This window comes from Pseudaeromonas sp. HNCC25DJ180, from assembly GCF_055413345.1.
On the sequence record NZ_JBVAYF010000005.1, the window covers coordinates 16,917 to 31,172 of the forward strand.

At 56.9% G+C, this 14,256-nt stretch carries 12 protein-coding genes; 6 read left to right on the forward strand and 6 right to left on the reverse strand.

Annotated elements, in window-relative coordinates:
• The first annotated feature begins 6 nt into the window (after positions 1 to 6).
• From ACZYTD_RS05615 to ACZYTD_RS05625, 3 genes are read left to right on the forward strand one after another with little or no spacing between them, the layout of a single operon-like run.
• Positions 7 to 1,026, forward strand: a complete 1,020-nt coding sequence (locus ACZYTD_RS05615; RefSeq protein WP_463890149.1) for an ATP-dependent zinc protease family protein — start codon at positions 7 to 9, stop codon at positions 1,024 to 1,026.
• A gap of 3 nt (positions 1,027 to 1,029) precedes the next feature.
• Complete coding sequence (locus ACZYTD_RS05620) at positions 1,030 to 2,538, forward strand: inactive transglutaminase family protein (protein ID WP_463890150.1); 1,509 nt, start codon at positions 1,030 to 1,032, stop codon at positions 2,536 to 2,538.
• 1 nt (position 2,539) lies between these two features.
• Positions 2,540 to 3,517, forward strand: coding sequence for an alpha-L-glutamate ligase-like protein (locus tag ACZYTD_RS05625; RefSeq protein ID WP_463890151.1), 978 nt, complete (start codon positions 2,540 to 2,542; stop codon positions 3,515 to 3,517).
• A 97-nt stretch (positions 3,518 to 3,614) separates the two neighbouring features.
• On the opposite strand, the gene ACZYTD_RS05630 is transcribed toward ACZYTD_RS05625, so the two are convergent.
• The 6 genes from ACZYTD_RS05630 to rnm all read right to left on the reverse strand — a co-directional run bounded on the left by ACZYTD_RS05630 (position 3,615) and on the right by rnm (position 10,644).
• Positions 3,615 to 5,369, reverse strand: coding sequence for a hypothetical protein (locus ACZYTD_RS05630; RefSeq protein WP_463890152.1), 1,755 nt, complete (start codon positions 5,367 to 5,369; stop codon positions 3,615 to 3,617).
• A gap of 54 nt (positions 5,370 to 5,423) precedes the next feature.
• On the reverse strand, positions 5,424 to 6,998 hold the full coding sequence (locus tag ACZYTD_RS05635; protein ID WP_463890153.1) for a TerC family protein: 1,575 nt from the start codon (positions 6,996 to 6,998) through the stop codon (positions 5,424 to 5,426).
• A 275-nt stretch (positions 6,999 to 7,273) separates the two neighbouring features.
• Complete coding sequence (queC, locus tag ACZYTD_RS05640) at positions 7,274 to 8,005, reverse strand: 7-cyano-7-deazaguanine synthase QueC (RefSeq protein WP_463890154.1); 732 nt, start codon at positions 8,003 to 8,005, stop codon at positions 7,274 to 7,276.
• A gap of 9 nt (positions 8,006 to 8,014) precedes the next feature.
• Entirely contained in the window at positions 8,015 to 9,052 is a 1,038-nt protein-coding gene (gene rluB / locus ACZYTD_RS05645) for a 23S rRNA pseudouridine(2605) synthase RluB (RefSeq protein ID WP_463890155.1), read from the reverse strand.
• A 108-nt stretch (positions 9,053 to 9,160) separates the two neighbouring features.
• Positions 9,161 to 9,781: an L-threonylcarbamoyladenylate synthase gene (locus ACZYTD_RS05650; RefSeq protein ID WP_463890156.1), complete on the reverse strand. Its 621-nt coding sequence runs from the start codon at positions 9,779 to 9,781 to the stop codon at positions 9,161 to 9,163.
• Entirely contained in the window at positions 9,778 to 10,644 is an 867-nt protein-coding gene (rnm, locus tag ACZYTD_RS05655; RefSeq protein ID WP_463890157.1) for an RNase RNM, read from the reverse strand. Before rnm ends, ACZYTD_RS05650 begins: the two co-directional genes overlap by 4 nt.
• 423 nt (positions 10,645 to 11,067) lie before the next feature.
• Between rnm and ACZYTD_RS05660 the strand changes: the two genes are divergently transcribed.
• From ACZYTD_RS05660 to trpD, 3 genes are read left to right on the forward strand one after another with little or no spacing between them, the layout of a single operon-like run.
• A complete protein-coding gene (locus ACZYTD_RS05660; RefSeq protein ID WP_463890159.1) occupies positions 11,068 to 12,654 on the forward strand; it encodes an anthranilate synthase component 1 in 1,587 nt (528 codons plus the stop codon).
• Positions 12,647 to 13,249, forward strand: a complete 603-nt coding sequence (locus ACZYTD_RS05665; RefSeq protein WP_463890160.1) for an aminodeoxychorismate/anthranilate synthase component II — start codon at positions 12,647 to 12,649, stop codon at positions 13,247 to 13,249. Before ACZYTD_RS05660 ends, ACZYTD_RS05665 begins: the two co-directional genes overlap by 8 nt.
• Entirely contained in the window at positions 13,242 to 14,255 is a 1,014-nt protein-coding gene (gene trpD / locus ACZYTD_RS05670; RefSeq protein WP_463890162.1) for an anthranilate phosphoribosyltransferase, read from the forward strand. Before ACZYTD_RS05665 ends, trpD begins: the two co-directional genes overlap by 8 nt.
• Position 14,256 lies beyond the last annotated feature (1 nt).

Genomic DNA, 14,256 nt, shown 5'->3' on the forward strand with positions numbered 1-14,256 from the left:
ACGTCTATGACTAATAAAACAGTAACCAGCAGTGCACTGATCTCCCTGCTTTTTCTCTCAAGCAGCGCGTTTGCCGAATTGACCACGGAACAACTCAAATCTGAACTGTCCGGCAGCGAAGGCCGCTTACAACAGACCATCACCCAAGGAAATCAAAAACTGCTGGACAATGGATACAAACTGGACACGGAATTGAAAATCCTGCAGGCCCAACAAGAGAAGACCCGTCAAGGTATTCAAGACATCAAAGGGTTGCAGCAACAACTCGCCAAGCAGATGCAACAGGTGACTCGTAACGCCATGTCCACAGACAAGAACGCCTCCTGCCCCATCATTGAACCGGGACTGACCACTCCTGATGGCAAACTGATCCTGGGTGAATCAGAGTGGGTCTACATAGAAGAAGCCAACGGTGCCTTCCAGAGCCGGGTCGATACCGGTGCGGCTACCTCTTCCATCAGTGCCACCGACATCATAGTGTTCGAGCGTGAAGGTAAGCGCTGGGTCAAATTCAAGATGCCACTGGAAAACGGCAAGAGTCTGGAGATCGAGGCCCCTTTCGTGCGCTATGTCAAAATCAAGCAAGCCTCGGCTAACGATACCGATCGTCGTCCCGTCGTGCGTCTGACCATGCAACTGGGTTCACTGACTGAGAAGGCTGAGTTCAGCTTGAAGGATCGCTCGGAGATGGACTTCTCCTTGCTGCTGGGCCGTGAGTTTATCAAGGACGTGGCCGTGGTCGATGTGGCGCGCGAGTTTGTCCAGCCTAAACCCAACGCCACCACCCTGGTCACCGCCAAGAGCAAGACGGCTGTGGAGCCCAAAGCCGAAACCAAGGCTAAAACCAAAAAAGACGATAGCAAGAAAGCCGTCAGCAAGAAGAGCGACAGCAGCAAGAAGAAAGAGGTGAAGCAGAGCGAGTCAGCCAAGCAGCCTGAGCCTGTTGTCTCCACCGCCACCGAGGCAGCTCCGGCTACCAAGGCTACCCCGGCAAAAGCCGCGACTCCGGCACAGGATAAACAGTAAATCATGGTCTCTCGTCGCCCCTTCTATATTGTTGTAGCCCTGCTATTCACGCTTGGCTTCGGCCTGATGATCTACCGCCATGTGGCATTTGATGTTCCCTGGTTACCAGGCGAGTATCGTCAGCTATGGTCGGTAGAAGCCAAGGTAGAGTTTGATGCCGATGGGCAACCTGTCGTCGCCTCGCTGGCGGCCCCCGCTACCCAGCCAGGCTTCACTCTAGTTGATGAGTCTGCAGCCAGTCCTGGCTATGGGCTCTCGTTTGTCGATAAGGGGGGGGTCACTCGCGCCGAATGGTCAGTGCGCAGTGCCAAGGGCCATCAGGAGCTCTACTACCGTGTCGACATGATGAGCGACCCTTACGCTAAGGCGCCACCTAGCGAGATACCCGCTATCGAGAAACAAATAGAGAAAGAGCCCATGGCCACGGCCATGGCACAAATTCTCGATCGAGCTCGGGAACGTTCTGCCGATGCCTTCACCCTCACCCGTGAGATCATGAAGGAGTTTCAAAACCAGGAGCAGAACGCCGAACTGTTGCGCAAATATAAAGATAGAGCCGCTCTGCTGGTTGAAATGCTGAACCAGGCTGACACCCCGGCCCGTGTGGTTCGCGCCCTGAAGCTGGAAGATGGCCGCCGCCGACAACAGCTCATCGACTATGTCCAGGTATTCCAGGGGGACAAGTACGATCTGTTCGATCCCGTTTCCGGCCTGCAGGGCCGTCCGGATAAGTTGATGTTGTGGGAATACAACTCAGTTCCGCTCATCGATGTGACCGGTGGCAACAACTCTCGCGTCACCTACTCCATAATTCAGAAGCAGGTAGCCGTCGCCAAAGCGCTGAGTGCCAAGTTTGAACACACCAATATGCTGAATTTTTCCATCGATACCATGCCGGTGGAAGAGCAAGCTTTGTTCAAGGGCATACTGCTGCTGCCGATTGGCGTGCTGGTGGTGGTCTTCTTGCGCGTACTGGTGGGGCTCAAGACTTCCGGTACCTTTATGCCGGTGTTGATTGCCGTGGCCTTCATCCAGACCAATCTGGTGGTGGGTCTGTTGGGCTTCTTGTCGATTGTCGGCGTGGGGCTGGTGATCCGCTCCTACCTCTCGCGGCTCAACCTGCTGCTGGTGGCGCGAATATCGACTGTGATCATTACGGTAATTGCCCTGATAGGTTTCCTCTCTGTTTTGACCTACAAGTTAGGACTGACCCAAGGCATGAAGATCACCTTCTTCCCGATGATCATCCTCGCCTGGACCATAGAGCGGATGTCTATCCTGTGGGAAGAGGAGGGTCCGAAGGAGGTACTCAAACAGGGCGGTGGTTCACTGCTGGTCGCGGTACTCGCTTACCTGGCGATGAATAACAGCCTGATCCAGCATCTGACCTTCAACTTCTTGGGGCTACAACTGATCATCATGGCCACAGTGCTGCTGATGGGTAACTACACAGGCTACCGTCTCTCCGAGCTGAAGCGGTTTAAACCTCTGGCTGATGAGTTGAAAAAGTAATATGTGGTTCTGGGAACGCTATACCTCACCGATCAAGCTGGCCAGCCTGGGTATCATGGGTATGAACCAGCGCAATGTGAACTATATCGGCCGCTATAACCCGCGCAAGTTGTACCCCTTGGTGGACAACAAGCTAAAGACCAAGCATATCGCCGTGGCGGCGGGTGTGACGGTGCCGAAACTCATCGGCACCATTCAGCACCAGCACGAGGTCAACAAGATCGCTGAAATGGTCAAGGATTGGCAGGGCTTTTGTATCAAACCGGCTCGCGGCTCAGGTGGCAAGGGTATCTTGGTGATCATGCGCCAGGAAGATGGCCTCTTCTATAAGCCGAATGGCAAGGCTGAGACGGTCGCCGATCTGGAACGCCATATCTCCAATATCCTGGCCGGTCTCTTCTCGCTGGGGGGCAAGCCTGACTTTGTGATGGTTGAAGATCTCATTCACTTCGACAATGTGTTTGATGGTTACTCGTTTGAAGGGGTGCCGGATACCCGCGTCATCATATTCAAGGGCTTCCCCGTCATGTCTATGATGCGCCTCTCCACCGCATCTTCCGATGGCAAAGCCAACCTGCACCAAGGTGCGGTCGGTGTCGGCATCTGCCTGCGTACAGGTCGAGCCGTCCGGGGGGTTCAGTATAACCAACCCCTGCGTCACCATCCGGATACCGGCAAGGATCTGTTTGAATTACAGGTCCCCCACTGGCTCAAACTACTCAATCTGGCTAGCTCCTGCTATGAGATGTCAGGCCTCGGCTATATTGGCACCGACATGGTGCTGGATAAGCGCCGCGGCCCCATGCTGCTGGAACTGAACGCCCGGCCCGGTCTTTCCATCCAGATCGCCAATGCGGCCGGTCTACTGCCCCGATTGCGTCAAGTTGAAAAGCTCGGCAAAGTGCAGATGAGTGTTGAAGAGCGGGTGGCCTATGCCATGGAGCACTTCGGCGTATTCCCAACCCAAGCTTTAGCCTAGGCTAACGCCAAGTGGCAATACCAATACACAGCAGCAATAAAAAAAGTCCGCTCCGGCGGACTTTTTTTATTTACCTCAATGAATTATCCAACAGCCGCTACTCAGCAACGACCTCAGCCAACCGTTTGAACAAGCCCGGTTTCACCTGCTGATAATGGCTAAATACATAGGCATAAAATGCCTGCTCAGAGGGAGTTAACTGCGCATCTGGGGCCGTTACCTGCGCCAGGCGCTTCTTACGGATGATGATGAACACCGGTTGGTTACGCTGAATATCAGCCAATACCCGCTCTTTCACATCAAAGGGCGGATGCACATTGTCAAAGAAGAGATAGGCAGAGGCAGCCTTGCGATCTGTCCAGACATAAAACTGCGGCATAGTGCCATCCACCCAGATGCGCTCATCGGGACGGCTCTCGGCCCGGATCTGAGCTATCTGCTCGGCTGTCTCCTGATTGAAGGGGCGACCCGTGTGCACTCCAATCCAGAGGGAATAGCCCAGCAAGCCCAGCGGCGCCAACAACGCCAGTAGCGCCACCACCCTGCCGAGTAAGGCTCGGAGCTGGGCGACACCTTGCAGCCACCACAGGGGCAAGGCCACTAGCAGAGCAATAACACCACTCACCCCCAGTACCTTGTCCACCTGCGCCATGGGCCACTCAAAGCGCGTCCAGGTAAACAGGCTATGGGGCAACCACAGATAAATGGCCAAGCCAGCTAAGGTCATGAACCCCAGTTTGCTCACAGCATCGGGTTGCTGCCACTGCTGACGCACATACTCCACCAGCAGGGCCAGGGGCAACGGCATAAAAGCCAGGAATAGTTGATCGTAGTGATCGAAGATATGGCCAGAAACCGAGTTGGCTATCACGCCAAACAGAGCCCCTAGCACCATGACCAGCGCCAAAGAGGCCCAGATCCGCGGTTGACGAAGCTGACCATGGATTGGCCTGTGCTGCCACAGATGCAAAATCGCTAGCGCTCCCGGCAACAGCAGGATCAGCCCGGTTCTGGCCAGGCCAACACTCCCCACCAGAGGTGAGAAACCGCTGCCGTAACTCTGCCCCATGAAGATGGCAAAGGAGTAGAACCAGAAGTTTTCCAGCACGCCATGCTGGTGGAAGTAGAGCAGCAGAGGTACCGCCACCACAGCCCCCCCCAATAACGCAGAGAAGAACAGGCTTATACCATCGCGCCAACGCCCCTGCCATACCCAGCCTAGAAACAGGGCGGCATACCAGGCCCCCCAGAAGGCGCCATTATTCAGCCGCATCATGACGATGAGACCAAAACTCAAGGCTGGTAACCAGGCATCCCGCCAACTGAAACGCCCAGAAACCAGTAGCCGCATGAAGGGGTACTGAGCAATCAGCGCCAGGCAGAGAGTATAATCCTCAGTCATGTTGCCATAGTAGTAACGGTAGCCGCACAGGCTCAAGACCCCGAGTAGCGCGGCCAATCGGGCCAGAGGCGCAATGCGCAGCAGGGCTAGGGCCCGATAGCTGTTATTGAGCCCCCAGGCCAGCAGGGCTGTTTCAAACAGTGCGATACCAGGGAAACCAGCCAGCTTGTAGCCAACGGCATCCAGCAAGAAGATCACCGGCCCTTTGATGTCCAGCATGTCACGATAGAGTACATCCCCATCAGCCCACATCTTGCCCATGGCGGCAAACAACGAGGCATCAAACGCCGGAGTCATCCCATAGAGCAACGGGTTCTGCAGACCCAGTAGCAAAGCCATGCCGCATAGCAGCAGCGAAACTAAACGCCACTGTCCGCTCTCTTCCGCACCTTGCTGACGCATCTCCCACGCCAGTAGCCAAGCAGCCAGGGCCTGCCCTCTGATCTTCATCCGTATTCCTCGTCTTATCATGACAAACAAAGAGCCCCGAAAGGGGCTCTTCTGTTACTCGACTGTTATTGGGCGGCTATCTTGCCGGGTTAACCAGAGGGTTTCAATACGATGAGATCGTACCGCCACCACAGTGATACGCCAGCCCTCTAACTCGAGTATCTCATCCACCTCGGGTAGACGTTGCAGCCAATCCATCAACCACCCTGCTAGCGTGTGGTAGTGAGCCGTAGCCGGAGCGGGGAACGCGATGCGCCGTTGCAGATCCTGCAGCAGGCAATCGCCGCTAACATGATAGCTATCCGGGCCCAGGACTACGAAATCATCATCCTCTTCACCGGTTTCCGGCAACTTACCGGCTATCTCCTCCATGATGTCACGAATAGAGGCGATCCCCTCGAAGTTACCAAATTCATCCAAGACGAAAGCCAGATAATTCTTCGCTTGGCGAAATTGCTCTAATGCATTGAGTACATTGATGGTCTCTGGCAGACAGAGCGGTTGCTGCACCAAGGCTTCGAGATTGAGCTCTTGCTTGCTCAAAAGCCGCGCCAGTACATCACGCTTGCGTATTATGCCCAGAGGCGCATCTTTGTTGCCATCACGTATCGCCACCAAGCGGGAGTGAGGCGTCTCGGCTAACTGCTGCAAGATCTGCTCTTCGGGGGCCGCCAGATCCAGCATCACCACATCCCGGCGCACCGTCATGACGGCACGTAGTGGCAGGGAGGAGAGTTGCAATACCCGGGAGATCATCTCCTTCTCTTCATCGGCAAACATGGTCTCATCGGCACTGGGCAGCAGAGACTCCTGAAAACTGGCACTGTTCTCGGGTTGCTTGTTATCCCCCAGCAAACGCATCACCAGCTCGGCCGTGCGCTCTCGCCGCCGCAACTTGCCCTCCAGCAACTTGGTCTGGTTAGAGCGCGCCATCTGATTGAACATCTCGATGAGGATCGAGAAACCGATGGCCGCGTAGAGATACCCCTTGGGTATATGGAAACCGAAGCCCTCGGCCACCAGGCTGAAACCTATCATCAGCAGGAAACCCAGGCAGAGGATCACCAGGGTCGGGTGGCGATTGACGAACAGAGTGAGCGGCTTGCTGGCCCACATCATGATGCCAATGGCGATGGTGACCGCCAACATCATCACCGAGAGGTGCTCGGCCATGCCTACGGCGGTAACCACAGCATCCAGGGAGAAAACCGCATCCAGTACCACTATCTGCGCTACCACAGTCCAAAAAGCGGCATAGACCTTATTTCCCCCCTCGCCGTCCATCTCCCCCTCAAGCCGCCCATGCAACTCCCGGGTCGCCTTGAACAGCAGGAACAGCCCCCCCACCAGCATGATCACATCCCGCCCGGTGAAGGCCTGATTAAACAGGGTCAGCATGGGGGTGGTAAGCGAAGCCAACCAGGAGATGCTCACCAGCAACACCATGCGCATCAACAACGCCAAGCCCAAACCCATACGTCGCGCCCGATCACGCAGCTCAGGTGGCAACTTCTCCGCCAAGATGGCGATGAACAGCAGGTTGTCAATCCCCAGCACTATCTCCAGCACCACCAGGGTCAACAAGCCCAACCAGGCAGTTGGATCCATGATCCAGGCAAACTCAAACATACAAACTCCACACCGACGCTATAGAAAAAGAAACATAAACCATTAAGTTAGCCATGACTTGTCGGGCTATTTATAACAATAGGGGAGAGAATGAACGCCAGAGCAGAAGAGACCGAAAATCGGTAGGGATCAGGGGGATAGAGTAGCACGAGTGACTACTGTCGCTGTTCATAGGGGCCTCATAAGGAAAAAACACCGCACCAGAGTATGTGGCGCGGTGTTTCGGGTCAAGTGATGGCCATATGACAGTTGCAGATGAGCAAGAGTAGAGTGGCTCAGTCAGCTAATTTTGCTAACAGTTGCGCCATGATCTGCTCCCTGGACGCCAGGTAATCATGCAGGCCACGAGCGCGCAGTTGGCAGGCAGGACAGCTGCCACACCCCTCGCCGACCAGGCCGTTGTAGCAGGTCAGCGTCCGCCCGCGAACATAGTCGAGACGACCATAATAATCCGCCAACGCCCAGGTCTGGGCCTTGTTTAACCACATCAGCGGCGTGACAAACCGAATCGGCTGCTCCAACCCCAACCGCACCGCCTGATTCAATGTCTTGACGAATTCATCCCGACAGTCAGGATAACCGGAAAAGTCGGTCTCGCAGACCCCGGTGATCACCGCCTCGGCGCCCACCTGGTAGGCATACACAGAGGCCAGGGTTAAAAACAGAATATTGCGCCCCGGCACAAAGGTATTGGGCAGACCATTTTCCTGCAAGGCCGTACTGACCGGGATCGCATCCCGGGTCAGAGACGAGATGGCCAGCTCATTGAGCAGGGAGAGATCCAGCACCTTATGGGCCACAACCCCCAGTTCGCCGGCGATGGCTCGCGCCACGTCAATCTCCTGGCTATGGCGCTGACCATAGTTGAAGGTGATGGCATGTACCTCATCATACTGCGCCAGAGCCTGAATAAGGCAGGTGGTGCTGTCTTGCCCGCCACTGAACACCACCACCGCCTTGCTGACGCTGGCCGGAGAAGCAACAGGAGTCCCGGAGTGTGAACTCATCAGCCCTCCTTAACCGCGCGGTTTCCGTGCGGCCGGACGGCGCGCCTGGCCTTGTGGCACATCGCTGGAGCCCGCACGGGTACGCTGAGCCTGGGAATGCGTCGGTTTCTTGGCCGCCTTGGCTGGGGCTGCCGGGGGGTTCAGTTGCGCCGCACCACCATAGTTGCGCTCCGGATGTGCCTGACGATTGTCGGTATGCTGCAACTCCCGGTGTTTGCGCACCGCGCGACGGATTTGAGCGCTCTGCTTGAACTGGCTACGCTTGTCATCCACCAGCACCTTGCTGCGAGACTCAGGCTGCAGGCCTACCAACTCGCGCAGATAGTTCACCTTATCCAGCGGCAGCTCCATCCAGCCTCCCCGCGGGATACTCTTCTCCAGCTTGATGTCGCCATAGCGCACACGGATCAGGCGGCTGATCTGGACTTCCTGGGTTTCCCACAGACGACGCACTTCCCGGTTCCGCCCCTCTTTCAAGGTAACGTTGAACCAGTTGTTGAGCCCTTCACCGCCGGCCCGCATGATCTTGTCAAACTTGGCCGGACCATCTTCCAGTTGTACACCCAGACGCAGACGGTTCAACATCTTGTCATCCACATCACCGAATACCCGTACCGCGTATTCCCGCTCCACTTCATGGCGCGGATGCATCAGACGATTGGCCAGCTCACCATCTGTGGTGAACAGCAGCAGACCCGAGGTGTTAACGTCCAGACGTCCGACTGCGACCCAACGCGCATCTTGAATGCGTGGCAGGCGATCAAATACGGTTGGGCGCCCTTCCGGATCCTTACGAGTACACATCTCACCATCCGGCTTATGGTAAGCCAGCACACGGCAGATCTGCTCATCCGCCGGCTTGGCTGAGATGGAGTGGCCGTCAATACGAATAGCCACATTGGGCCCCACTCGATCGCCCAGGATCGCCACCTTGCCATCCACACTCACCCGACCTTCGGTGATCAGGGTTTCCATTTCCCGACGCGAACCAATACCCGCGCGCGCCAATACTTTTTGCAATTTCTCGCTCTGCAACTTATCGCTCATGATCTTCATCTCTAACTTAGGGCAGACACAGACACCGCAAGTCTGCATCCACCTGGGAGTCTACACTCCAGGGCTCATCGCCTCACGGCGATGCAAAATACCATTCCTTTACAGGAAGGGGGTTGGGTCACCCGAGCCGTGGCGTACCACCTCGGGCGTATCCGCAGAAAAATCGACAACCGTGGTGGGCTGCTCACCCAGATAACCGCCATCTATGATGAGATCCACCACCCGCTCCAAGCGATCCCGGATTTCGTAGGGATCCGCTTCGGCCACCAGCGAACCCGGCAGGATCAGCGTCGTCGACATCAGGGGTTCCCCCAGTTCTTCCAGCAGGGCCTGGGCTATGGGATTGGCCGGCACCCGAATCCCTATGCTCTTCTTCTTCTCGTTCATCAACCGCCGCGGCACCTCTTTAGTGGCCTGCAGTATGAAGGTGTAGGGACCCGGTGTGTTGTTCTTGATTAGGCGAAACGCCTGATTATCGACCCGGGCATAGAGGGAGAGCTCGGAGAGATCCCGGCATACCAGGGTAAAGTTGTGGCTGCTATCCAGATTACGGATACGGCAGATGCGCTCCATCGCCGTTTTGTTCTCCAGCAGACAACCCAGCGCATAACCTGAGTCGGTCGGATAGATGATCACCCCCCCATCGCGAATGTGGGTCACCGCCTGGCTTATCAGGCGCGCCTGGGGATTTTCAGGGTGAATAACAAAAAACTGGCTCATAATTCCTCCCGGAATGTAACTGACTCATCCGAGTCAATAAAAGTTTGCCATACGGGCGTTACGTCCTTGGGCAACCAGAGATTGCGTCCCAACTCCTGCCAAGGCGTTGGGCTATGGAAGTCGGAGCCCACCGAAGCAAGGAGTTGATACTCCCGACACCATGCTCCCAGATTAGCCCGCTCTTGCGGACTCTGCTGGGGCAAACTCACCTCCATGGCATCACCGCCCGCCTCCTTGAACAGGCCCAGCAAACGTTTCAACCACTTGGCTGAAAGTTTATAGCGACCCGGATGGGCAAGTACAGCCAAACCACCGGCAGCATGGATCACCTCGATGGCCGCCGCTATGTTCATCCAGTCATGGGGCACATAGGCCTTGCCGCCGCGCCCCAGATAGTGATCGAATGCCTTCTGCTGGTTCTGGCAATAGCCAGCCTGCACCAGATAACGGGCAAAGTGAGCCCGGGTCAAGCTGGCGGCACCCGCTAGGGCCAGCGTGCCCTCATAGGCTTGTTCGATGCGTTGCTTGCCCAGGCGTCGCCCTATCTCCAAACCCCGCGCCTGACGCGCCTGAGCCTGGCTCTGGATGGCCGCAAGCAGAGCTGCCGCCTCAGGTTGAATATTCAACCCCACCACATGAATTTCCAACGCATCCCAGCTGGTGGAGATTTCGATACCCGAAATCAGCCGCAGGGGCAACTGCTCGGCATCGATCACCCCTTGGGCCTCGACCAAGCCGCCAACTGAATCATGATCGGTCAGGGCCAGCACATCGACCCGCTGCGCGACCGCACGCCGCATCAGCTCGGCCGGGGCAAGCTGACCATCGGAGGCGGTTGAATGACTATGCAAATCGACGCGCATTTAGTGGTTCCATACAAAAGAAACTTGACAAACTTCCGGCTTTATCGTTTTACTGTAGCCACGCAAGCAGGCTCAACGCCTGATTTATCGATACAGTCATCCAAGGACGTTTTTCATGACTCAGCAATTCAGCCAAACCTTTCGTTGGTGGTGGCACACTCCCAAATAAGCGGGCGTGGGACTTTTGCTATGTCAAAAAACGGTTAAGCAGACAGAATACCCAAAGAGAGCCCGCCAGGAATAGCGGGCTTTTTTTATTATCCGGGAAACAGGGACGAGATGAAACAAAAACACAACAAGCAGACCTGGCGATGGTGAGTTCAACCGACACAACTTGTTGTTTCTCATCATTAATAAGGAATATCACCATGCCAATTATCTGCGCCATCCAATACCAGGCCGCCATCTTAGAGGGGCATCATCATGACTGAGCTGCATCCTGACCATCTGCACGCCATGCTGCGTGATGCCAACTATGTGGCCGATCCGTTAGCCCTGTTCAGCCATCTCACTCAAAATGGTGACAACAGTCTGCTGCTCGAATCGGCCGAAATCGACACCAAAGCCGGAACCCAGAGCCTGCTGCTGATCGACGCCTGTGTGCGCCTGACCTGCCAGGGGCTCACGGTGCAAGCCGAGGCACTCAACGACAATGGTCTGGCCGTACTGGCTCGTCTGCAGAGTGGCATCGCCAGCGACGTGCAACAAACCCGGCACGGCAAGCAACTGACCTTGCAGTTCCCGCTCATCGACAACATTCAGGATGAAGATAGCCGCCTCAAGGCGCTTTCGGTACTGGATACCCTACGCACCCTGCTCACCCAACTGCACTGTGCCCAGGGCCAGGAAGCCATCTTCCTGGGAGGAATCTTCGCCTATGACCTCATCGCCAACTACGAGACTCTGCCCATAGTCACCGAGGGTGATAACTCCTGCCCGGACTTCTGCTTCTATGTGGCCGAGACCCTGATCCATATTGATCACCGCCAGCAGCGCACCCAGCTGCGCGCCGTGACCTTTGGTGGTGAACACTTTGCTGCCGAATATGCCCGCCTGCAGGCTCGCTTGAGCAAACTGGCCGAGTGTTGCGATCACTTCGTCGCCCCCGTCCTGCCAACGGCCCTGCCCTTGGACGGCATGATCACCAGCAACCGTGACGACAAGGCCTTCTGTGCCGATGTGGAGCGCCTGAAGGGCCATATCCGCAAGGGCGACATCTTCCAGGTGGTGCCCTCTCGCAGCTTCGCCCTGCCCTGCCCACAACCTTTGCTGGCCTACCGCCAGCTGAAGAAGACCAACCCCAGCCCCTACATGTTCTACATGAATGATCGGGAGTTCACCCTGTTTGGCGCCTCTCCCGAGAGTGCCGTCAAATTCGAGGCCCACAACCGTCAGGTGGAAATGTACCCCATAGCCGGGACGCGCCGTCGCGGCTTCAACCCGGATGGCAGCATCAATCTGGATCTGGATGGCCGCATCGAGCTGGATCTGCGCCAGGACAGCAAAGAGACCGCCGAGCACCTGATGCTGGTGGATCTGGCACGCAATGATATTGCCCGCATCAGTGAGCCGGGTACCCGCTATGTGCGCGACCTGCTGAAGGTGGATCGCTACAGCCATGTGATGCACCTGGTCTCCAAGGTGGTAGGCACGCTGCGCCATGATCTGGATGCCTTGCATGCCTATCAGGCCTGCATGAACATGGGCACCCTGACCGGCGCCCCCAAGATCCGCGCCTCGGAACTGATCCGCGAGGTCGAGGGGCAACGCCGTGGCAGTTATGGCGGGGCCGTGGGTTATCTCAGTGGCACGGGGGAGATGGATACCTGCATCGTCATCCGCTCCGCCTTCGTCAAACATGGCATGGCCTATGTCCAGGCTGGCGCCGGGGTAGTCTATGACTCCCGCCCACAGGCTGAAGCCGATGAAACACGCAGTAAAGCAGCGGCCGTGCTCAATGCTATCGCCCTGGCCCACGGCAAGACACTCGCGGAGGTGACCCATGGCTAATACCATTTTCCTGCTCGATAACTTCGACTCGTTCACCTACAACCTGGTCGATCAGTTCCGGACCCTGGGCCACGGGGTTCGCATCTACCGCAACAATCTGCCCGCCACGCAGATCTTTGCCCAGATCCAGGCCTGCGCTGATGATCCTGTGCTGGTGCTCTCCCCCGGGCCAGGCGCTCCACACGAGGCCGGCTGCATGATTGAACTCATAGGTCTGTGCCGTGGCAAGGTGCCCATCATCGGGATTTGCCTGGGCCATCAGGCCATCTGCGAGTACTATGGCGGCACCGTGGGCTCGGCGGGTGAAATCATCCATGGCAAGAGTTCACTCATCGATCACTGCGGCAAGGAGATGTTTGCCGGTCTGAGTAACCCCCTGTCGGTTGCTCGCTACCACTCCTTGGTCGCCACCTTCGTTCCGGATGAACTGGAGGTCATAGCCCACTATAAGGAGATGCCGATGGCTGTGCTGCAACGCCAGGATCGGGTGCTAGGCTTCCAGTTCCATCCAGAGTCCATCATGACCACAGATGGCGCTCGTCTGCTGACCCAAAGCCTGGCCTATGTCACCGCCAAGGAGAGCGGCCATGCATGAATCACTAGAGAAACTCTATCGGCGTGAGAACCTGAGCCGCGAGGCCACCCAGGCGCTGTTTGAGGTGCTATTGCGCGGTGAGATGGACCCCATCATCCTCTCCTCCTTGCTGACCGCGCTCAAGGTAAAGGGCGAATCCCCCAGCGAGATTGCCGGCGCCGCCTCGGCCTTGCTGGCCGCCGCCAAGCCCTTTCCACGCCCGGATTACCCCTTCTGCGACATAGTGGGCACAGGCGGTGATGGTCTGCACACCATCAATGTCTCCACTCTGGCGGCCCTGACCGGCGCCTGCTGTGGCATCAAGGTCGCCAAGCATGGTAACCGCAGTGTCTCCTCCAAGACCGGCTCTTCCGACCTGCTGGCTCAGCTGGGGGTCAAGCTGGAGATGAGCCCTGTGGTCGCGCGCCGTTGCCTGGATGAACTCAATGTCTGCTTCATCTTCGCCCCCGAGTATCACAGCGGTTTCCGCCATGCCATGCCGGTACGCAATACCCTGAAAACTCGCACCATCTTCAATGTGCTCGGTCCGCTCATCAACCCGGCGCGCCCCACATATCAACTGATGGGCGTCTACAACGAAGCCCTGGTCACCCCGATCGCCGAGACACTGCTGCAGTTGGGTCTGACCCGCGGCATGGTGGTCCATGGCTCAGGTCTGGATGAGATCGCCATTCATGGCGCCACGCAAGTGGCCGAACTGCGCAATGGCGTTATCCAGCACAGTCGTTTGACTCCGGCTGACTTTGGTCTGCAGGAATACTCCCTTGAGGCCATTCGTGGCGGTGAGCCCGCCGAAAACCGCCAGATCAGTGAAGCCATATTGGCAGGCCAGGGCACAGATGCCCAAAACAGCGTCATCGCCATCAACCTGGCGCCCCTGCTGTGGATGGGCGGTCGCGTGGATAACTTAAGAGAAGGGGCCGAACTGGCCATCGCCACCCTCAAGAGTGGTATGGCTCTGGAGCGAGTCAGACGTCTTGCCGCCTTGAGCCACTTACAGGAGTAAC

Excerpts from the sequence above, each read along its gene's own strand:
- ACZYTD_RS05615 (WP_463890149.1), top strand. The coding sequence starts at position 7 with ATGACTAATAAAACAGTAACCAGCAGTGCACTGATCTCCCTGCTTTTT.
- ACZYTD_RS05620 (WP_463890150.1), top strand. The coding sequence starts at position 1,030 with ATGGTCTCTCGTCGCCCCTTCTATATTGTTGTAGCCCTGCTATTCACG.
- ACZYTD_RS05625 (WP_463890151.1), top strand. The coding sequence starts at position 2,540 with ATGTGGTTCTGGGAACGCTATACCTCACCGATCAAGCTGGCCAGCCTG.
- ACZYTD_RS05630 (WP_463890152.1), bottom strand. The coding sequence starts at position 5,369 with ATGAAGATCAGAGGGCAGGCCCTGGCTGCTTGGCTACTGGCGTGGGAG.
- ACZYTD_RS05635 (WP_463890153.1), bottom strand. The coding sequence starts at position 6,998 with ATGTTTGAGTTTGCCTGGATCATGGATCCAACTGCCTGGTTGGGCTTG.
- queC (WP_463890154.1), bottom strand. The coding sequence starts at position 8,005 with ATGAGTTCACACTCCGGGACTCCTGTTGCTTCTCCGGCCAGCGTCAGC.
- rluB (WP_463890155.1), bottom strand. The coding sequence starts at position 9,052 with ATGAGCGATAAGTTGCAGAGCGAGAAATTGCAAAAAGTATTGGCGCGC.
- ACZYTD_RS05650 (WP_463890156.1), bottom strand. The coding sequence starts at position 9,781 with ATGAGCCAGTTTTTTGTTATTCACCCTGAAAATCCCCAGGCGCGCCTG.
- rnm (WP_463890157.1), bottom strand. The coding sequence starts at position 10,644 with ATGCGCGTCGATTTGCATAGTCATTCAACCGCCTCCGATGGTCAGCTT.
- ACZYTD_RS05660 (WP_463890159.1), top strand. The coding sequence starts at position 11,068 with ATGACTGAGCTGCATCCTGACCATCTGCACGCCATGCTGCGTGATGCC.
- ACZYTD_RS05665 (WP_463890160.1), top strand. The coding sequence starts at position 12,647 with ATGGCTAATACCATTTTCCTGCTCGATAACTTCGACTCGTTCACCTAC.
- trpD (WP_463890162.1), top strand. The coding sequence starts at position 13,242 with ATGCATGAATCACTAGAGAAACTCTATCGGCGTGAGAACCTGAGCCGC.